Source organism: Chromobacterium sp. INPA-IVC, from assembly GCF_059047085.1.
Genome location: NZ_JBTNLS010000001.1, coordinates 522,897 through 540,854, shown reverse-complemented (window position 1 = coordinate 540,854; position 17,958 = coordinate 522,897). Strand labels below are relative to the sequence as shown.

17 protein-coding genes are annotated in these 17,958 nt (G+C 63.0%); 12 read left to right on the top strand and 5 right to left on the bottom strand.

The genetic code is table 11. From position 1 onward, the window contains the following. Window positions 1-14: 14 nt before the first annotated feature. The 5 genes from ACX17K_RS02280 to ACX17K_RS02260 are packed head-to-tail and all read left to right on the top strand — an operon-like array spanning window position 15 to window position 5,378. Window positions 15-1,670, top strand: a complete 1,656-nt coding sequence (locus ACX17K_RS02280) for a methyl-accepting chemotaxis protein (RefSeq protein ID WP_493773510.1) — start codon at window positions 15-17, stop codon at window positions 1,668-1,670. An 11-nt stretch (window positions 1,671-1,681) separates the two neighbouring features. Further along, window positions 1,682-2,221: a chemotaxis protein CheW gene (locus ACX17K_RS02275; protein ID WP_166440281.1), complete on the top strand. Its 540-nt coding sequence runs from the start codon at window positions 1,682-1,684 to the stop codon at window positions 2,219-2,221. A 15-nt stretch (window positions 2,222-2,236) separates the two neighbouring features. Continuing rightward, entirely contained in the window at window positions 2,237-3,088 is an 852-nt protein-coding gene (locus ACX17K_RS02270) for a CheR family methyltransferase (protein ID WP_493773509.1), read from the top strand. Beyond that, window positions 3,085-4,167: a protein-glutamate methylesterase/protein-glutamine glutaminase gene (locus ACX17K_RS02265; RefSeq protein ID WP_493773508.1), complete on the top strand. Its 1,083-nt coding sequence runs from the start codon at window positions 3,085-3,087 to the stop codon at window positions 4,165-4,167. Before ACX17K_RS02270 ends, ACX17K_RS02265 begins: the two co-directional genes overlap by 4 nt. Window positions 4,168-4,169: 2 nt before the next feature. Next, window positions 4,170-5,378, top strand: coding sequence for an EAL domain-containing response regulator (locus ACX17K_RS02260; RefSeq protein ID WP_493773507.1), 1,209 nt, complete (start codon window positions 4,170-4,172; stop codon window positions 5,376-5,378). A 76-nt stretch (window positions 5,379-5,454) separates the two neighbouring features. Here the strand turns inward: ACX17K_RS02260 and ACX17K_RS02255 are convergent, their stop codons facing one another. Next, window positions 5,455-6,042 (bottom strand): superoxide dismutase, encoded by a 588-nt coding sequence (locus ACX17K_RS02255; protein WP_021479089.1) that lies wholly within the window; start codon window positions 6,040-6,042, stop codon window positions 5,455-5,457. A 123-nt stretch (window positions 6,043-6,165) separates the two neighbouring features. Here ACX17K_RS02255 and ACX17K_RS02250 point away from each other — a divergent pair, with 123 nt between their 5' ends. The 7 genes from ACX17K_RS02250 to ACX17K_RS02220 all read left to right on the top strand — a co-directional run bounded on the left by ACX17K_RS02250 (window position 6,166) and on the right by ACX17K_RS02220 (window position 14,752). Then, window positions 6,166-7,329 (top strand): BaiN/RdsA family NAD(P)/FAD-dependent oxidoreductase, encoded by a 1,164-nt coding sequence (locus ACX17K_RS02250; RefSeq protein ID WP_493773506.1) that lies wholly within the window; start codon window positions 6,166-6,168, stop codon window positions 7,327-7,329. A 79-nt stretch (window positions 7,330-7,408) separates the two neighbouring features. Further along, window positions 7,409-8,815, top strand: coding sequence for a replicative DNA helicase (gene dnaB, locus ACX17K_RS02245; RefSeq protein ID WP_031297003.1), 1,407 nt, complete (start codon window positions 7,409-7,411; stop codon window positions 8,813-8,815). A gap of 20 nt (window positions 8,816-8,835) precedes the next feature. Further along, entirely contained in the window at window positions 8,836-9,144 is a 309-nt protein-coding gene (locus ACX17K_RS02240; RefSeq protein WP_463087417.1) for a (2Fe-2S) ferredoxin domain-containing protein, read from the top strand. After that, on the top strand, window positions 9,144-9,752 hold the full coding sequence (locus ACX17K_RS02235; protein WP_493773505.1) for an alpha/beta hydrolase: 609 nt from the start codon (window positions 9,144-9,146) through the stop codon (window positions 9,750-9,752). The genes ACX17K_RS02240 and ACX17K_RS02235 overlap by 1 nt, the downstream gene beginning before the upstream one ends. A gap of 57 nt (window positions 9,753-9,809) precedes the next feature. Continuing rightward, window positions 9,810-10,385 (top strand): HD domain-containing protein, encoded by a 576-nt coding sequence (locus ACX17K_RS02230; RefSeq protein WP_493773504.1) that lies wholly within the window; start codon window positions 9,810-9,812, stop codon window positions 10,383-10,385. A gap of 156 nt (window positions 10,386-10,541) precedes the next feature. Then, the gene (locus tag ACX17K_RS02225; RefSeq protein ID WP_493773503.1) at window positions 10,542-13,622 is read left to right on the top strand and encodes a response regulator; all 3,081 of its coding nucleotides are present in this window, start codon (window positions 10,542-10,544) and stop codon (window positions 13,620-13,622) included. Further along, a complete protein-coding gene (locus tag ACX17K_RS02220; RefSeq protein ID WP_493773502.1) occupies window positions 13,619-14,752 on the top strand; it encodes an HD-GYP domain-containing protein in 1,134 nt (377 codons plus the stop codon). The genes ACX17K_RS02225 and ACX17K_RS02220 overlap by 4 nt, the downstream gene beginning before the upstream one ends. 105 nt (window positions 14,753-14,857) lie before the next feature. Here ACX17K_RS02220 and rnk read toward each other — a convergent pair whose 3' ends face one another. The 4 genes from rnk to ACX17K_RS02200 all read right to left on the bottom strand — a co-directional run bounded on the left by rnk (window position 14,858) and on the right by ACX17K_RS02200 (window position 17,921). After that, window positions 14,858-15,262 carry a nucleoside diphosphate kinase regulator gene (rnk, locus tag ACX17K_RS02215; protein WP_463087412.1) on the bottom strand — a complete coding sequence of 135 codons (405 nt, stop codon included), beginning with the start codon at window positions 15,260-15,262 and terminating at the stop codon, window positions 14,858-14,860. A 161-nt stretch (window positions 15,263-15,423) separates the two neighbouring features. Then, the gene (locus ACX17K_RS02210; RefSeq protein WP_493773501.1) at window positions 15,424-16,281 is read right to left on the bottom strand and encodes a flagellin N-terminal helical domain-containing protein; all 858 of its coding nucleotides are present in this window, start codon (window positions 16,279-16,281) and stop codon (window positions 15,424-15,426) included. Window positions 16,282-16,454: 173 nt separating this feature from the next. Further along, complete coding sequence (locus ACX17K_RS02205; RefSeq protein ID WP_021479079.1) at window positions 16,455-16,589, bottom strand: hypothetical protein; 135 nt, start codon at window positions 16,587-16,589, stop codon at window positions 16,455-16,457. A gap of 123 nt (window positions 16,590-16,712) precedes the next feature. Continuing rightward, on the bottom strand, window positions 16,713-17,921 hold the full coding sequence (locus ACX17K_RS02200; protein ID WP_493773500.1) for a vWA domain-containing protein: 1,209 nt from the start codon (window positions 17,919-17,921) through the stop codon (window positions 16,713-16,715). Window positions 17,922-17,958 lie beyond the last annotated feature (37 nt).

Sequence of the window (17,958 nt, the reverse complement as noted above, 5' to 3'; positions counted from 1 at the left end):
TTCAGGAGACAGATATGAATTCGTTTCACAATATGCAGGTCCACATCAAGCTGGCGATAGGCTACGGACTCATCCTGCTGCTGATGCTGGCGATCCTGCTGGTGGGCATGCGCGGCATGACGACGATGAGCAGCAACACCAACGAGATCGTCTCCGACCGCTACGCCAAGGTGGCCTTGTCCAACGACATCATGCAGAACACGCTGAACAATGGCCGTTACGTGCGAAACCTGCTGTTGCTGACGGAACCGGCGGAAGTCGAGAAAACCAAGCAGATGGTCAACAAGCTGCGCGATGACAACAAGCAGCTGCTGCAGAAGCTGGACCGGATGATCGACACCCCCAAGGGGCGCGAGCTCTACGACAAGATCGTGTCCGCCCGAGACAACCTGAATACCAAGTATGGGGATCTGTATTCATTGCAGGCCAAGGACCATGCGCTGGCGGCTACCTATCTGCTGAAGGAATTCGCCCCGGCCAACAACACGCTGATCTCGACTCTGGACGAGATGGGCGACTTCCAGTCCCAGCAGATGAAGGACCTGAGCCGCGAGGCCGCGGCCAGCGCCGAGAACGCGCGCAACCTGATGATATCGATAGGCGTGGCGGCGCTGGTGGTCACGGTGTTGTTGGCGCTGGCCATCATCCGCAGCATCCTGAGGCAGTTGGGCGGCGATCCGTCCTACGCGATGCAGGTGGTGGCGCGCGTGGCGGATGGCGACCTGGCGGTGCCGATCAAGCTGCGCGCCAATGATGAGAGCAGCCTGCTGTTCTCGATCAAGGGCATGGCGCACCGCTTGTCCGACACGCTGGCCGAGGTGAGCTCGATGTCGGAGTCCATCGGCGCGGCGTCGGAAGAGGTGGCTTCCACCGCCAGCTCGTTGGCGCAGACAGCGTCGGAGCTGGCCTCCAGCGTCGAGGAAACCAGCGCCTCGGTCGAGGAAATGGCGTCCACCGTCACTCAGAACGCCGACAATGCCCGGGTTACCGAGGGCATCGCGTCCAAGTCGGCCGACAGCGCCACCGAGAGCGGCAAGGCGGTGGGCGACATGGTGCACGCGATGAAGGAAATCGCGTCGAGGATCACCGCGATCAACGACATCGCCAACAAGACCGACCTGCTGGCGATCAACGCCGCGATCGAGGCGGCGCGAGCCGGCGAGCACGGCAAGGGCTTCGCCACCGTGGCGGTGGAGGTGCGCAAGCTGGCGGAACGCTCCCAGGTGGCGGCCAAGGAAATCGGCGATCTGGCCGGGCGCTCGGTCACGGTCGCGGAGCGGTCCGGCGTATTGCTGCAGGAAATGCTGCCCGGCATAGATCAGACCGCCTCCCTGGTTCAGGAAATCTCCGCCGCCTCGCGCGAGCAGCGCACCGGCATCGACCAGATCAACACCGCGGTATCGCAGATCAGCACCGGCATGCAGTCGTCGGCCTCGTCGGCGGAGGAGCTCAGCTCCACCTCGGAAGAGCTCAGCTCCGCCGCGATGCAGCTGCAGGACCTGATGCAGCAGTTCAAGCTGCGAAGCAGCCGCAATGCGCGCAAGAGCGTGATGATGCATTCCGGAGGACATGGGGGGGGCAGCCACAAGGCGGCGCAGCCGCCGTCCAACCGCGCCTTCGACGAAGACTTCGATGAAGAAGTGGACGACGGCAAGTTTTCCAAATACTGAGGAGCACGGGCATGAGCGAGCGTTCCGATCCGGCAGGCGCGGCGCAGGGCGGCAAGTTCCACTGCGTGACCTTCATTTTGGGCGAGGACTTGTTCGGCATTCAGATCAACTTCATCCGCGAGATCATCGAGCTTGACGGCATCACCCACGTACCGATGATGCCCAACTTCGTGCGCGGCATCATCAATCTGCGCGGGTCGGTGGTGCCGGTGATCGACCTGTCGATACGCTTTGGCAGGGGGCTGACCGAGCTGAAGCCGTCCTCTTGCGTGGCCATCCTGTCCCTGCCGGGGCTGGAGGGCGGCTACAACGATGTGGGCATCCTGCTGGACGCGGTGTGCGAGGTGCTGGAGATACCGGACAGCGATATCGACCCTTCTCCTACTTTCGGGGTCAGCATCCGCGGCGATTTCATCCAGGGCATCGCCACCATCAACGAGCGTTTCGCCATCCTGCTCAATGTCCAGCAGGCCTTGTCGGTGTCGGAGTTGAGCGCGATGGCGGAGACCGTTTCCCTGCAGCATTTCAGCGACGACGCCGAGGTGGCCTGATGCCGGAGAGTCCGCATGCACACCTCTGATCCCGTGCTGAACGATGCGGAATTCGCCCGTTTCAAGCAATTCATTCTCAGCGAGGCCGGCATAGACCTGCCGGCCAGCAAGCGTTCGCTGGTGCAGTCCCGCTTGTCCAAGCGGCTGCGCCATCTGGGCCTGGACAGCTATTCGGCGTACTGGAAACTGTTGAGCGATCCGCGGGGCCAGGCGGAGCGGCAGCGGGCGGTGAACCTGCTGTCCACCAACGAAACCTATTTTTTCCGCGAGCCCCAGCATTTCCATTGGCTGGAGCAGCAGGCGCAGGCGTTGCGGGATCAGAGGGCAGGCGCGGTGAAGGTTTGGTCCGCGGCCAGCTCCACCGGCGAAGAGCCTTACACCATCGCGATGGTGATGGCGGAAACCCTGGGCTTGGCCGGCAACTGGAAAATCTGCGCCACCGACATCAACACCAAGGTGCTGGCCGCCGCCAAGCGCGGGGTTTATCCGCTGGACAGGGTCAGGCGCACGCCGCCCAGGCTGTGGCAAAAGTACTTTCTGCGCGGACACGACGAGTACGAGGGCATGGTGAAGGTGTCGCCGGAACTGGCGCGCAGGGTGGAATTTTCCAAGTTGAATCTGCTGCACTGCGACAAGTTTCAGCAAGCGGATTTCGATATTGTCTTTTTGCGCAATGTGCTGATTTACTTCAATGAAGGCACCAAGCGCGACGTGCTGGCCCGGGTGTGCACCCGCATGCGCGATGGCGGGCATCTGCTGATCGGCCATTCCGAATCGCTGCACAAGCTGGACCTGCCGCTGGTGCAGGAAGTGCCGTCGCGCTACCGTTTCGAAGCTGCCCGCCTCAAGAGTGGAGGTGCAAGATGAGCGTCTCTGTGTTGATCGTCGACGATTCCGCCGTGGTGCGCGAGGTATTGTCCCAGATGCTGTCATCGGCCCCGGATATCGAGGTGCTGGGCGCCGCGCCCGACCCGCTGTTCGCGATGAACCGGATGAAGCTGCGCTGGCCCGACGTGATCGTGCTGGATATCGAAATGCCGCGGATGGATGGGCTGACCTTTCTGCGCAAGATCATGGACGAGCGCCCGACGCCGGTGATCATCTGCTCGTCGCTGACCGAGAAGGGCGCGCGCATCACGCTGGACGCGCTGTCGGCCGGCGCGGTGGCGGTGATCACCAAGCCGGCGTTCAACCAGCGTGCCTTTCTGCTGGAGGCGGCCAAGGAGCTGGTGCAGGAGGTGCGCGACGCGGCGCGGGCGAAGATGGGCGTGGTGAAGCGCATTTCGCAAACGTCGGGGGCGTCTGCATCCTCGCCGGCGCCCAAGCTGACTGCCGACGTGGTGCTGGAGGCGCCGTCCGGACTGGAGAAATACCGCACGACGGAGAAGATCATCGCGATAGGCACGTCCACCGGCGGCACCCAGGCGCTGGAATATCTGCTGCCGCGGCTGCCGCCCACCTGTCCCGGCGTGGCCGTGGTGCAGCACATGCCGGAGAAATTCACCGCCTCGTTCGCCCAGAGGCTGAACGGGCTGTGCCGGGTGGAGGTGAGGGAGGCGAAGAACGGCGATCGGCTGATTTCCGGCGTGGCGCTGATCGCGCCGGGCGGCAAGCATTTGCTGGTCAAGCGCAACGGCGCGCAATACGTGGCGGAGGTGAAGGACGGGCCGCTGGTGTCGCGCCACCGGCCGTCGGTGGATGTGTTGTTCCGCTCGGTGGCCGTCTGCGCCGGAGGCAACGCGGTGGGCGTGATCATGACCGGGATGGGGGACGACGGCGCGCGCGGCATGCGCGAGATGCATGACGCGGGCGCCCGCACCATCGCCCAGGATGAGGAGTCCTGCGTGGTGTTCGGCATGCCTGCCGAGGCAATCAACCACGGCGGCGTGGATGAGGTGATGTCGCTGGAGCGCATTACCCACATGCTGGCGGGCATCAGGGGCTGATCATGGGATATCTGGACAAGTGGAAGGATCGGTCCGTGATGGTGGTGGATGACTCCGCCACGCACAGGTTGTTGGCGGTAAGCCTGTTGAACGATATGGGATTTCGCGTGGTCCATGAGGCCGAGAACGGCCTGGACGCGATGGGCAAGCTGTCCGCGCTGGACAGGGTGGACCTGGTGGTGACCGATCTCAACATGCCCTATATGGACGGCGTCAAGCTGTTGGAGAGCATCGCCAGCAAGCTGAAGGGCAAAGTGCGCTTCGTCGCCGTGATGAGCGGCGTGCCGCGGGATGTGCTGGACACGGTGCAGGGCGTGGTGGATGCGTCCGAGCTGAATCTGCTGGCGGTATTTCCCAAGCCGCTCAAGCAGGAGGAGCTGATTCGGGTGCTGGACGGCTACAACCCCGAATGGCCGGGTGCGAGCGACGCAATGAGCAAGATCGACATGAGCGAGCAGGATGTCGCCGACGCTCTGAAGCAGCGCCAGCTGGTGCCGTATTACCAGCCCAAGGTGTCCATCAAGGATGGCTCCCTGTTCGGCATGGAGGCGCTGGTGCGCTGGAATCATCCGCAGTACGGCGTGTTGCCGCCGGCGGCGTTTGTCCATCATCTGGAGGAGGGCGAGCTGGCCATCCGCTTCTTCTACCAGTTCCTGCGCGATGTCTGCGTCGATATGAAGCAGTTCCTGGCTTTGCGTCCCGGCTTGCATGCGTCCATCAATCTGCCGGTGCCCTTGCTCAACGACGCCAATCTGGTGGATGAAATGACCTCCATCGTCCAGTCCAGCGGCCAACCGAGCGACAGCGTCGCGCTGGAGGTGACGGAAACCTCGCTGATGTCCAATCTGGCTGCTTCGCTCGGCACGCTGGCCAGGCTGCGCTTGAACGGCTTCGGTCTGGCGATGGACGATTACGGCACCGGCTATTCATCGATGAAACAGCTGTCGCGCAGCCCGTTCACCGAGTTGAAAATAGATCGGGAGTTCGTCCACGACGCGGGCAGCAGCCCCAAGAAGCTCGCCATCCTGACCTCCGCGGTGGCGATGTGCCAGAAGCTGCAGTTGCTGTCGGTGGCGGAAGGCGTGGAGACGGAAGAGGATTGGCAGCAACTGGCGGCGCTGGGTTGCGACGTGGCTCAGGGCTATTACCATAGCCGCCCGCTGCCGTTCGACCAATTCGTGCAGTGGATGCGGGACAACGGCCATATTTAGCGCGGTTGACAAGCCGCTATGGCGGCGGGCATGAAAAAGGGGCCGAAAGGCCCCTTTGGATCGACAGCAGCGGAAATCAGGCGAAGTTCTTGGCCACGAAGTCCCAGTTCACCAGCGTCCAGAAGTGTTCCAGATAGTTCGGGCGGCTGTTGCGGTAGTCGATATAATACGCGTGTTCCCACACATCACAGGTCAGCAGCGGCTTCTTGTCGGTGGTCAGCGGGGTGGCGGCGTTGCTGGTGGATACCAGGTCGAGGCTGCCGTCGCTGTTCTTCACCAGCCAGGCCCAGCCGGAGCCGAAGGTGCCGATGGCGGTCTGGGTGAAGGCCTTCTTGAACTCGTCGTAGGAGCCCCATTTGGCGTTGATGGCGTCAGCCAGCGCGCCGGACGGTTTGCGTTCCGCGCCGGAAGCGTTCGGGGCGAAGCCGAACCAGTAGAAGGTGTGGTTCCATACTTGAGCGGCGTTGTTGAAGATGCCGCCGGAGGATTTCTTGACGATCTCTTCCAGGGAGGCGTTTTCGAACTCGGTGCCCTTGATCAGATTGTTCAGGTTGGTGATGTAGGTCTGATGGTGCTTGCCGTAGTGGAATTCCAGGGTTTCCTTGGAGATGTGCGGGGCCAGGGCGTCCAGCGCGTACGGCAGTTCAGGCAGTTTGTGTTCCATTATGCTCTCCTTGTTGAGTAGAGTAATCCGCATAAGCGGTGGCTTTAATCGCAGTTTACTGGAATATGTTCTGCGTGGCCAATAGTTGACTAAAATGATAAGGATAAGTTTTTGCAATTTGATGTGATTGTCATCGGGGCCGGCGCGGCCGGCCTGATGTGCGCGGCGACGGCCGGCCAGCGCGGCCGCAGCGTGCTTTTGCTGGACCACGCGGCCAAGCTGGCGGAGAAGATCCGCATCTCCGGCGGCGGGCGCTGCAACTTCACCAACGTCAACGCCCGGTTCGATTGCTACCTGTCGGCCAACCCCAATTTCTGCCGTTCCGCGCTGGCTCAATACACGCCGCAGGACTTCATCGACATGGTGGAGCGCCATGGCATCGGCTACCACGAGAAGAAGCTGGGCCAGCTGTTCTGCGACGACGGCAGCGAGCGCATCATCGCCATGCTGGACGAGGAGTGCCGCAAGGGCGGCGTGGACCGCCGGATGGAGACCGCGATACAGGGCGTGTCCCGGACCGGAGAGGGCGGTTTCGCGGTTGAGACCAGCGGCGGATGCTTTCAATCGCAGTCGCTGATCGTCGCATCCGGCGGTTTGTCGATTCCCCAGATCGGCGCGACGCCGTTCGGCTATCAATTGGCCGAACAGTTCGGCCTGGCGGTCACGCCGTTGTCGCCGGCGCTGGTGCCGCTGACTTTCCATGTCGAGGATGCCGAGATCTTCACCCCGCTGGCCGGCGTGTCGGTGGATGTGGAGGCCAAGGCGGGCAAAGGGCGTTTCCGCGAGAATGTGTTGTTCACCCACAAGGGCGTGTCCGGTCCGGCCATCCTGCAGGTGTCGTCGTACTGGCAGCCCGGCATGGAGCTGCTGCTGGACTTGATGCCGGACGGCGACGCCGAGCGCTGGCTGGAAGAGAAGGGCGACAGCGAGCAGCTGATCGCCAACGCGCTGACTGAACTGGGTTGGTCGCGCCGCTTCGCCGACGCCTGGCTGGACCGGGTTGGCCTGAACAAGCGCGCGAAGGACCTGGGGCCGAAACAGCGCCGCCAGCTGGCCGAACAGCTGCACCGCTGGTGCGTGAAGCCCAATGGCACCCAGGGCTACAAGAAGGCCGAGGTGACGTTGGGCGGCGTGTCGACCAAGGCCTTGTCGTCCAAGTCGCTGATGGCGAACGATGTGCCCGGCCTGTTCTTCATCGGCGAAGTGGTGGACGTCACCGGCTGGCTGGGCGGCTATAACTTCCAGTGGGCATGGTCGTCCGGCTACGTGGCCGGGATGAACTGCTGAGCGGGCCCGGTTTGTTTCGGGTTAGAATTGCGTTTTGCCTTGAGCGCGCCGCTTGCCGCGCGCCTTCCTCCGGGTCTACATGACAGAACAGTACGATAATTTTGACAGCGAGATGGCGTCCATCCGCACGCCGCCGCATTCGGTGGAGGCCGAACAGTCGGTGCTGGGCGGCCTGTTGCTGGACAACAGCGCCTGGGACAAGATCGCCGACGTGGTGTCCGAGGCCGACTTCTACCGCCATGACCACCGGCTGGTCTACAAGCATATCGCCAAGCTGGTGGAGATGGGCCGTCCGGCCGACGTGGTGACCGTGTCCGAAGCCTTGGACAAGAACGCCGAGCTGGCCGAAATCGGCGGTCTGGCTTATCTGGCCACGCTGGCGCAGAACACGCCGTCGGCGGCCAATATCCGCCGCTACGCCGAGATCGTCCGCGAGCGTTCGGTGATGCGCCAGCTGGCCCAGGTGGGCACCGAGATCGCCGAGGCCGCCTACGCGCCCATGGGCCGCGACGCGGCGCAATTGCTGGACGAAGCCGAGGGCCGCGTGTTCCAGATCGCGGAATCCACCGCCAAGTCCAAGCAGGGCTTCCTGGAGATGCCGGGTCTGCTGAAAGAAGTGGTGGAGCGGATCGACATGCTGTACAGCCGGGACAATCCGGACGAGGTGACCGGCGTGCCCACCGGCTTCTTCGACCTGGACGCCAAGACCTCCGGCCTGCAGCCGGGCGACCTGATCATCGTCGCCGGCCGTCCGTCCATGGGCAAGACCGCCTTCTCGATGAACATCGCCGAACACGTGGCGGTGGAAACCCACCTGCCGGTGGCGGTGTTTTCGATGGAAATGGGCGGCTCGCAGCTGGTGATGCGTATGCTGGGCTCGGTCGGCCGACTGGATCAGCACGTGCTGCGCACCGGCAAGCTGGGCGACGATGACTGGCAGAAGCTGACCTACGCGATCGGCAAGCTGTCCGACGCGCCCATGTACATCGACGAGACCGCGGCGCTGACCGCGCTGGAAGTGCGCGCCCGCGCGCGCCGGCTGGCCCGCCAGCACGGCGGCAAGCTGGGCCTGATCGTGATCGACTACCTGCAGCTGATGAGCGGCTCCGGCCGCGGCGACAACCGTACCGCCGAGCTGGGCGAAATCTCGCGGGGCCTGAAGGGCCTGGCCAAGGAGCTGCAAGTGCCGGTGATCGCGCTGTCGCAGTTGTCGCGGGCGGTGGAGCAGCGGCCGAACAAGAGGCCGATGATGTCCGACCTGCGGGAATCGGGCGCCATCGAGCAGGATGCCGACTTGATCATCTTCATGTACCGCGACGAGTACTACAATCCGGATTCGCCGGACAAGGGCCTGGCCGAGGCGATCATCGGCAAGCATCGTAACGGTCCGACCGGCGCGGTGCGGCTGGCCTTCATCGGCCATTACGCCAAGTTCGACAATGCGGCCACCGTCGGCGCGGCCGGCTGGGCGGACAACGACGGTTAAGCGGATAACGGGACACAGTCATGAGCTTTTTCGACAAGCATGTATTCATCTGCTGCAACCAGCGCGCCGCCGGCGAAAGCTGCTGCAACAACTTCGGTTCCAGCGAACTGCTGGGCTATATGAAGGACAAGGTCAAGGCGCTGGGGCTGGCCGGCGAGGGCAAGATCCGCGTCAACAAGGCCGGCTGCCTGGGCCGCTGCGACGATGGCCCGGTGATGGTGGTCTACCCGCAGGAGACCTGGTACACCTTCGTGGACAAGGACGATATCGATGAAATCGTCAGCGAGCACATGGTGCATGGCCGCGTGGTGGAAAGGCTGAAGATCTGATGTTGAAGGCTCTGAACAAGATCAGCGTCGCCGGCCCGGTCGGCGCGCTCGACACCATTCTTGTGCCGGCCCAGGGCGAGGCGACCGGCGTCGCCGTGATCTGCCACCCCAATCCGCTGCAGGGCGGCACCCATATCAACAAGGTGGTGCAGACCGCGGCCAAGGCCTTGTCGCAGCTGGGCTACGTCTGTTATTGCCCGAACCTGCGCGGCGTGGGCGACAGCGAGGGCGAGCACGATTACGGCAATGGCGAAGTGGACGACGCCATTGCCGTAGTGGAATACGCCAAGGCCCAGCATCCGGGCCTGCCGCTGGCCTTGGCCGGCTTCTCCTTCGGCGGCTTCGTCGCCGCGCGCGCGCGCGACCGCATCGAGGCGGACAAGCTGCTGCTGATGGGCGTGGCGGTCGGCAAGTACCCGATCCCGACGCCGGCGGTGCCGGCGGACACGCTGGTGATCCATGGCGAAGAGGACGAGGTGATTCCGCTGTCCGCGGTGATGGAGTGGGCGCGGCCGCAGAATCTGCCGGTGCTGGTGTTTCCCGGCGCGGGCCACTTCTTCCACGGCCGGCTGGTGCAGCTGGCGCAGATGATTCAACGGTGCTGGTAAGCGCCGGAACAAGCAGACTTCGGTCTGCTTTTTTTGTATCGATGGAAAGAAAACAATATGCAGAACATCGTTGATTTCGTGCTGGAGCTCGACAAGCTCAAGCAGGTGACGCGCAAGACGCGCGTGTTGAACAGCGACCGCTATGAGAACTCGGCAGAGCACAGCTGGCAGATCGCGCTGCTGGCGTCTTCGCTGGCGCCGTACGCGGTTGAGGCGGTGGATATGGACCGCGTGGTGGCGATGCTGCTGGTGCACGACATCGGCGAAATCGAGACCGGCGACACCATCGTCTACGCCGAGGGCGGCTGGGAGGAGCGCAAGGCGCAGGAGCTGGCTTGCGTCACCCGCCTCTTCGGCATGCTGCCGGCCGAGCAAGGGCAGCGCTTTCTCGCGCTGTGGAACGAGTTCGAGGCCGGCGAAACCGCCGAGGCCCGTTTCGCCCACGCGGCGGACCGCGCGATGCCTGTCTTGCTGAACCTGGCCAACAGCGGCCAGAGCTGGCGGGAGAACGGCATCCGCCATCAGCAGGTGGTCGACCGCATCGGCCCGCCGGTCCGCCAGGGCTGTCCGGCCTTGTGGGATTACCTGGAGGACCGTCTGGCGCAGGCGCGCGAGCGGGGCTGGCTGGCCTGAGGCCCGGCCGACATTGATGGTTTGAATCCGGCGAGCGGCATATGTCGCCGCCATGGCTGTGCTATACCTCAGATGCCGGGTGCGGAATCCGGCGCGTCCGCCTCCAGCATGCGCGGACGGGCAGACACCGGAACCGCAGCGCGGAGATCGTTGTTTATGCAGCCATCAGATTCGACGACCGACCACAGACTCGAATTCCTGTCCTCGCTGCCCCCTACGCGCGGGCAGTCGCGGCTGGCGATCGGCGTCATCGTGGTCTCGGTGCTGGCCTTCCTCGCCATCTTGCCGTTCGCCAAGATCCAGTTGCCCAAGGTGTGGGCCTTCATTCCGCTGTACCAGTCCGCTCTGGCCGTCAACGATCTGATCACCGCGGTGTTGTTGTTCGGCCAGTTCGCCATCCTCCGCCTGCGTTCCCTGCAGATATTGGCGACGGCCTATCTGTTCACCGCCCTGATGGCGATGCTGCATGCGCTGAGCTTTCCCGGGCTGTTCGCAGAGCATGGCTTGTTCGGCTCCGGGCCGCAAACCACGGCCTGGCTGTATATGTTCTGGCACAGCGGTTTTCCGCTGCTGGTTATTCTTTATTGCGTGCTGGGCGTTGGCGGCGTGCGGGCCGGAACCGGCCGCGCCATCGCGCTGCCGGCCTCTCTGGCGCTTCTGCTGGTGGTCTTGCTGGGCGCGCTCGCCACCCAGGGCCATGATTTTCTGCCGGTTATCATGCAGGGCAGCCGCTATTCGCCGCTGATGTGGGGCGTGATCACCTGTGTCTGGGGCTTGTGCATGCTGGCCCTGGTCGCGGTGGCGCTGCGCCGGCCGCGCAGCATGCTGGACTTGTGGCTGATCGTGGTGATGGTCAGCTGGGTTCTCGACATCGCGCTGTCCGTGGTGTTCAACGCCGGCCGTTTCGATCTGGGCTTCTACGCCGGCCGCATTTATGGATTGATGGCGGCCAGCTTCGTGCTGATGGCGCTGCTGCTGGAATATAGCCTGCTGTATGCGCGGCTGGTCGACAACTCGGCCCAGTTGCGCGAAGCCAAGCAGGCGGCCGAGCAGGCCACCCGGGCCAAATCGCTGTTTCTCGCCAATATGAGCCACGAGATCCGCACGCCGATGAACGCCATCATCGGCATGTCCTATCTGGCGCTGCGGACCGATCTGGACGACCAGCAGCGCAATTACATCGGCAAGATCCACAACGCCGGCACGTCGCTGCTGGGCATCATCAACGACATCCTCGATTTCTCCAAGGTGGAAGCCGGCAGGCTGGAGCTGGAGTCGCAGCCCTTCTGGCTCGACGACGTGCTGGACGGCGTGTCGGCGCTGGTGGCGCAGAGGGCGGCGGACAAGGGGCTGGAGTTGTTGTTCGAAACCGCCAGCGACGTGCCGCAAGGCTTGCTGGGAGACGCGTTGAGGCTGGGGCAGGTGTTGACCAATCTGGCCGGCAACGCGATCAAGTTCACCGAGGCCGGGCAGGTGTCCATCATCATCGGCCTGACCGAGAGGATCGGCGACAAGGTGCAGCTGAAATTCTGCGTGCACGATACCGGCATCGGCATGAACGAAGAGCAGCAGGGCCGGCTATTTCAAGCGTTCAGCCAGGCTGATGGCTCGACGACCCGCCGTTTTGGCGGCACCGGCCTGGGTCTGACCATCGCGAAGCGGCTGGTGGAGCTGATGGGCGGAGCGATGTTGGTGGAGTCTTCTCCTGGCTGGGGCAGTTCCTTCATTTTCAGTTGCTGGCTGGGCGTTTCGGCGGAGACGGACTCGCGCCGGCAATCGCTGCCCAAGGAAATCCGCGGATTGCGGGTATTGGTGGTGGACGACAACCAGTCCGCCGTCGACGTGCTGTGCGCCCAGCTCAAGCAGTTGGGCTTCGAGGTGCAAGGCTGTCTGAACGGCAACGAGGCCTTGTCGCGGGTGAGGCAGGATTGCCTGCAAAAACCATTCGATGTCGTCTTTGTCGACTGGATGATGCAGGAGATGGACGGCGTTGAGACGGTGCGCCGGATGCGGCAGATCAGCCGCAAGATGCGCATCGTGATGGTGACGGCTTTCGGGCGCGACGATATACGGCTCAAGGCCCGGGCGGCTGGTTGCGACGCCTTCATGGTCAAGCCGGTCAATCTGTCGCAGTTGTTCGACGTATTGCTGGAAGTATTCGGTTTTGGCCGCAGCGGCGGGTTGCCGTTGTTCGAGGAGATCGACCAGCTTCCCCGTTTCGACGGAGCCCACCTGTTGCTGGTGGAAGACAATCATATCAACCAGCAGATCGCGATCGAACTGCTGGAGGGAACCGGCGCCACCATCACGGTGGCGGGAAACGGGCAGGCGGCGCTGGACAAGCTGCTCGCGTACGGCCCCAAGGCTTTCGACGCGGTGCTGATGGATGTGCAGATGCCGGTGATGGACGGGATCGAGGCCACCAGCCGCATCCGGGCGCTGCCCGGATTCATCGACCTGCCCATCATCGCGATGACGGCCGACGCGCTGGTCGAGGAGAGGGAGCGCTGCCTGATGGCGGGGATGGTCGACCATATCGCCAAGCCCATCGATCCGCACATCCTGTTTTCCACGCTGGCGCGCTGGGTGGGAAAAGCCGGCGAGCCGCAGGCCTGGGGCGGGACGGCGGCAGACAAGACGCCTTTGCCGCAGGTGGATGGACTGGACCAATCAGCCGGCCTGCGGCGGGTCGCCGGCAACCGCCAGCTTTATCGGCACCTGCTGAGGCAGTTTGTCGAGGAGGAGGCCGGCGCGGCGGTCCGGTCCGGCATGGCTCTGGAAGAAGGGGATTTCCAGACTGCCGAGCGCATTGCGCACACGTTGAAAGGCGCGGCGGGCAGCATAGGCTTCGTCGATCTGCAAAGCGCGGCGATGCGGCTGGAGATGGCGATCCGGACGCGCGAGGAATGGCGAGGCCTGTTGGTTGAGATGGAAATCGAGCTGGGGCAGGTGGTGGCGGCTTTGCGCGCCGGGCTGGCGGAGCTGGGGCGTCCCGAAACGGATGCCAAAGCCGACGATGCGTTGCTTGAACGGCTGGCGGCGCTGCTAGCGGTCGGCGACGGCGACGCGCTGGGATATTTTCTCGAACACGCGCCCCGCATCCGGGCCTGCTTCCCGGATGGCGCGTGCGTGCCCTTCGAACAGGCCTTGAACGGTTTCGATTTTGTCTCCGCGCTGGGCGCCTTGCGCGAACTGGCGCGGGCTTATGGCAAGAAGCTGCCTGAGGATTCGAGATGAGCGACGCGAACGCGCCCGATCGGCAAACCGTGCTGCTGGTGGATGACAGTCCGGAGAGCCTGACGCAGATGTATGGCCTGCTGAAGCCGCGCTATCGGACGCTGATCGCGAACAGCGGCGAGCGAGCGCTGCAGATCGTCGAGGGCGACGTGCTGCCGGATCTGGTGTTGCTGGACGTGATGATGCCGGGGCTAGGCGGGCTGGAAGTATGCCGTAGGCTCAAGGCCGACCCGCGCACCGAGCCGATTCCGGTAATTTTCCTGACCGCGATGAGCGAACACGAGGACGAGCAGGCCGGTTTCGACGCCGGCGCCGCGGACTACATCATCAAGCCGGTGTCGCCGCCCATCATGCTGGCCAGGGTGGGCACCCACTTGCGAGCCAAGGCGGTGGCTGACTTTTTGGAGGATAAAGCCGCTTTTCTGCAAGAAGAGGTGGAGAGGCGGACGCGGGAAGTGCAGGTGATACAAGACGTCACCATCATGGCGCTGGCTTCGCTGGCCGAGACGCGCGACCACGAAACCGGCAACCACCTGCGCCGCACCCAGAACTATGTTCGCGCGCTGGCGCTGGAGCTGCGCAACCATCCGCGTTATCGGCCGCTGCTGGATGACGAAACCGTGCAGCTGCTGTACAAATCCGCTCCGCTCCACGATATCGGCAAGGTGGGCATTCCCGACGACATCCTATTGAAGCCGGGGCCGTTGACTCCGGAGGAGTTCGAAGTGATGAAGACCCACACGGTGCTGGGGCGGGACACCATCGCCACCGCGGAGCGCATGCTGGACGCGCCCAGCAGCTTTCTGCGGCTGGCGCGGGAAATCGCGTATTGCCACCAGGAAAAGTGGGATGGCAGCGGTTATCCGCAAGGTTTGGCCGGCGAGGCCATTCCCCTGTCCGCCAGACTGATGGCGGTGGCCGACGTGTACGACGCCTTGATTTCCCGGAGAGTGTACAAGCCGCCGTTTTCGCATGACAAGGCTGTGGAAATCATACGGGATGGGAGCGGCAGGCATTTCGATCCGGAAATGGTGAAGGCGTTTTTGCAGGTTGCGGAGAGCTTCCGCGAGATTGCGCTGCTTTATTCCGACTCGGACGTGGGCGCCAAGCTCGCCGCCGAGCGCGGCTGAGCTTTCGATATCCGCCTGGCCGGGCGCGATGCGCGCGCGTCCGGCTCCCTGGAGCATGCCTCTTCGGCCATCTGCGTTTTGGCTCGCGAGTCCTCGATCAGGCTCTTAGCGGTGATACTCGCCAGCGGCTTCCGGCTGATAGGTGATTTCCAGCACGCTCAATTCCGTATGTCCGGATGGGGTGGGCCATTGCATGCTTTGACCTACAGAGAGCCCGAGCAGAGCCGCGCCTATCGGCGCCAGCACCGAAATCCGGCCTTGCTCGCTGTCCGCATCCTTGGGGTAAACCAGCGTCAGCAGCTTTTCCTGGCCATCGCCCAGGCGAATGCGGACGGAGCTGTTCATGGTGACCACATTCGACGGCATGGCCTGCGGGTCCACGACGTCGGCGCGCTCCAATTCGTCTTCCAGGCGGCCGGCAACCGGGTGGTCGTGCTCGCAGCTCTCCAGCAGGACGGACAGCCTGTCGTAGTCTAGGGAGGAAATGGTGATTGCCGGCGTGGTCGACATGTGAGCTCCTTGCAAATGGACAAAGGGCACCGCTTGCGGTGCCCGATGGACAAATCCCGTGAGGGATTCAGCTGTCGATGATAATGGAATCAAAGGCCGGCAAACAAGAGATGATTGGAATTATTTTTCTCTGGCGGCCGGGAACTTTTGCGTAAAGTTGCTCAGCCAAGCAAGGACAGCGCTGCTTGGGGCGCGACATTGGCCTGCGCCAGCGTGGCGGCGCCGGTGCGGCCCAGAATCTGCTGCGCGGTGAGCTGAGCGGTCGCGGCGGCGAAGTCGGTATCGCTGATCCGGCTCTGCGCGGCGGCGGTGTTCAGGGTGGAGTTCTGCAGATTGCTGACTACCGTGTCGAAGCTGTTGCTGGCCGCGCCCAGCGTCGCGCGTTGCGACGAGATGGCGTTGAGATCGTTGCCGGCGTTTTGCTGAGCGGTCAGCGCATTGGCCTGCGTGGTGATGTCTATGGTGTTGGTCGCGGCCAGATTGGCATTGTAGCCGTTCAAGCCCCCGCTGGCCGGCGCGGCGGTCAGATCGATGCCCGGCACCGTGATCTGGTTGCTGCTGGTGCCGTTGGGGCCGACCTGGAAAGTGCTGGCGTTGCTGTTGTTCAACAACTGGGTGCCGTTGAACTGTGTGCTCTGGATGATTTGCGAGTTGCTCTGAGTCAGCTGGTCCACCTGCTGTTGCAGCGCCTGGCGGTTGCTCGCGCTCAGCGCGCCGTCGCCAGCCTGGATGGCCAGGGTCTGGATTTGCTGGGTATTGTCCTGCAACTGGCCCAAGGCGGAGTCGGCGGTTTGCAGCATCGACACGCCGTCATTGGTGTTGTTGATCGCCTGATTGTTGCCGTTGATCTGCGCTTGCAGTTGCTGGGCGATGGCCAGATTGGCGGCGTTGTCGGCCGCGCTGTTCAGCTTTGATCCAGAACTCAGCTGGGCCAGCACTTGCTTGGTGGCCTGCTGGGTCTTGTTCAGCTGGTACTGTCCAATCAGCGAGGCCGAGTTGGTGTTGACAGTCAGCGCCATGGTGTTTCTCCGTCGCGAATCTATTGAATGCAATGATGCTCATCTAGTTTAGAAACAAAGACTTGTGCGGGCAAGCGCCATTTCTTAACGATTGTGTCTAATCGCGTCATCTTTGGCGAGGAGGCAACAAAAAAGCGCGTCTTGGACGCGCTTGGGTTCTGGCTGGCTGAGTCTCAGCGGCGACGGCGTGTTTCCTCGTCGCGAATGCGGATGGGCACCAGCTTGGCTTGCTGTTGTACCGGGGCAGCCAGCAATTTGGCGACGGCGACCACCGCAACGGCAAGGGCCGCGATAAGAAGGATTTGCATGGTATGACTCCCCGTAACTGAATCTGAGGCCGGTTTCGGACTTGCGTTGTGGCCCCTCGACTTCATTCTGGGCTACAACATGCTGCCGACTCAAGGAAAAAGTTGTGAGTCAACGTTAAATTTTCAAGCGGGCGCGGCAGTTTTTTTCAAATTTCGCATCGCCTGGTCCAGGCCGGCCAGGGTCATCGGATGCATTCTCTGTCCCATCAGCTGTCTGACCATGCCCACTGATTGCGTGTAATTCCAGTGCTCTTCGGCTAGAGGGTTGATCCAGACCGCGTGGCGGAAATGCTCCAGCAGCCGTTTGAGCCAGACTTCGCCGGACTCCTCGTTCATATGCTCGACGCTGCCGCCGGGAAAGGCGATTTCGTAGGGGCTCATGCTGGCATCGCCGACGAAGATCAGCTTGTAGTCGCGGCCGAAGGTGTGGATCAGGTCCCAGGTGGGGAAGCGCTGGCTCTGACGGCGGTTGTTGTCTTTCCACACCGATTCATACACGCAGTTGTGGAAATAGAAATACTCCAGGTGCTTGAATTCAGCCTTGACCGCGGAAAACAGTTCCTCGCATTCGCGGATGTGGTCGTCCATCGAGCCGCCCACGTCGAACAGCACCAGCACCTTGACGCTGTTGTGCTGTTCGCGCTGCATTCTCAGATCCAGCATCCCGCCCTTGCGAGCGGTGGCGGCGATGGTGGCGTCCAGGTCCAGGATTTCCTCGGCGCCATCGCGGGCGAACTCGCGCAGGCGGCGCAGCGCCAGCTTGATGTTGCGGGTGCCGAGCTCCGCCTTGTCGTCGAAATTGCGGAATTCGCGCTGATCCCACACTTTCACCGCGCGGCGATGGCGCGACTGGTTCTGGCCGATGCGCACGCCTTCCGGATGGTATCCCCAGGCGCCGAACGGGCTGGTGCCGCCTGTGCCTATCCATTTATTGCCGCCCTGGTGCCTTTCTTTCTGCTCCTCAAGCCGCTGGCGCAGCGTTTCCATCAGCTTGTCCCAGCCCATGGACTGCAGTTTTTTCTTTTCTTCTTCGCTGAGATATTTTTCCACCTGCTTGCGCAGCCAGTCCTCGGGGATGGCGCGTTGCAGGTCGTCCAGGCTCAGTTCCAGGCCTTTGAAATGATGGCCGAACACTTGGTCGAAGCGGTCGAAGTACTTTTCGTCCTTCACCAGCGCCGCGCGCGACAGATAGTAGAACTCGTCCAGGTTGCCGAAGGCGACGTTGCGTTGCAGCGCCTCCAGCAGCAGCAGGAATTCTTTCAGGGTGACCGGCAGGCCGGCGTTGCGCAGCGCGTAGAAGAAGTCGATCAGCATGTGGAGCGGTAAGGGCAAGGGTTTCGTAACGGGGATATCCTGTCGCGAATCATAC

Coding starts and splice junctions, on each gene's coding strand:
- ACX17K_RS02280 (WP_493773510.1), top strand. CDS start 15: ATGAATTCGTTTCACAATATGCAGGTCCACATCAAGCTGGCGATAGGC.
- ACX17K_RS02275 (WP_166440281.1), top strand. CDS start 1,682: ATGAGCGAGCGTTCCGATCCGGCAGGCGCGGCGCAGGGCGGCAAGTTC.
- ACX17K_RS02270 (WP_493773509.1), top strand. CDS start 2,237: ATGCACACCTCTGATCCCGTGCTGAACGATGCGGAATTCGCCCGTTTC.
- ACX17K_RS02265 (WP_493773508.1), top strand. CDS start 3,085: ATGAGCGTCTCTGTGTTGATCGTCGACGATTCCGCCGTGGTGCGCGAG.
- ACX17K_RS02260 (WP_493773507.1), top strand. CDS start 4,170: ATGGGATATCTGGACAAGTGGAAGGATCGGTCCGTGATGGTGGTGGAT.
- ACX17K_RS02255 (WP_021479089.1), bottom strand. CDS start 6,042: ATGGAACACAAACTGCCTGAACTGCCGTACGCGCTGGACGCCCTGGCC.
- dnaB (WP_031297003.1), top strand. CDS start 7,409: ATGACAGAACAGTACGATAATTTTGACAGCGAGATGGCGTCCATCCGC.
- ACX17K_RS02240 (WP_463087417.1), top strand. CDS start 8,836: ATGAGCTTTTTCGACAAGCATGTATTCATCTGCTGCAACCAGCGCGCC.
- ACX17K_RS02235 (WP_493773505.1), top strand. CDS start 9,144: ATGTTGAAGGCTCTGAACAAGATCAGCGTCGCCGGCCCGGTCGGCGCG.
- ACX17K_RS02230 (WP_493773504.1), top strand. CDS start 9,810: ATGCAGAACATCGTTGATTTCGTGCTGGAGCTCGACAAGCTCAAGCAG.
- ACX17K_RS02225 (WP_493773503.1), top strand. CDS start 10,542: ATGCAGCCATCAGATTCGACGACCGACCACAGACTCGAATTCCTGTCC.
- ACX17K_RS02220 (WP_493773502.1), top strand. CDS start 13,619: ATGAGCGACGCGAACGCGCCCGATCGGCAAACCGTGCTGCTGGTGGAT.
- rnk (WP_463087412.1), bottom strand. CDS start 15,262: ATGTCGACCACGCCGGCAATCACCATTTCCTCCCTAGACTACGACAGG.
- ACX17K_RS02210 (WP_493773501.1), bottom strand. CDS start 16,281: ATGGCGCTGACTGTCAACACCAACTCGGCCTCGCTGATTGGACAGTAC.
- ACX17K_RS02205 (WP_021479079.1), bottom strand. CDS start 16,589: ATGCAAATCCTTCTTATCGCGGCCCTTGCCGTTGCGGTGGTCGCCGTC.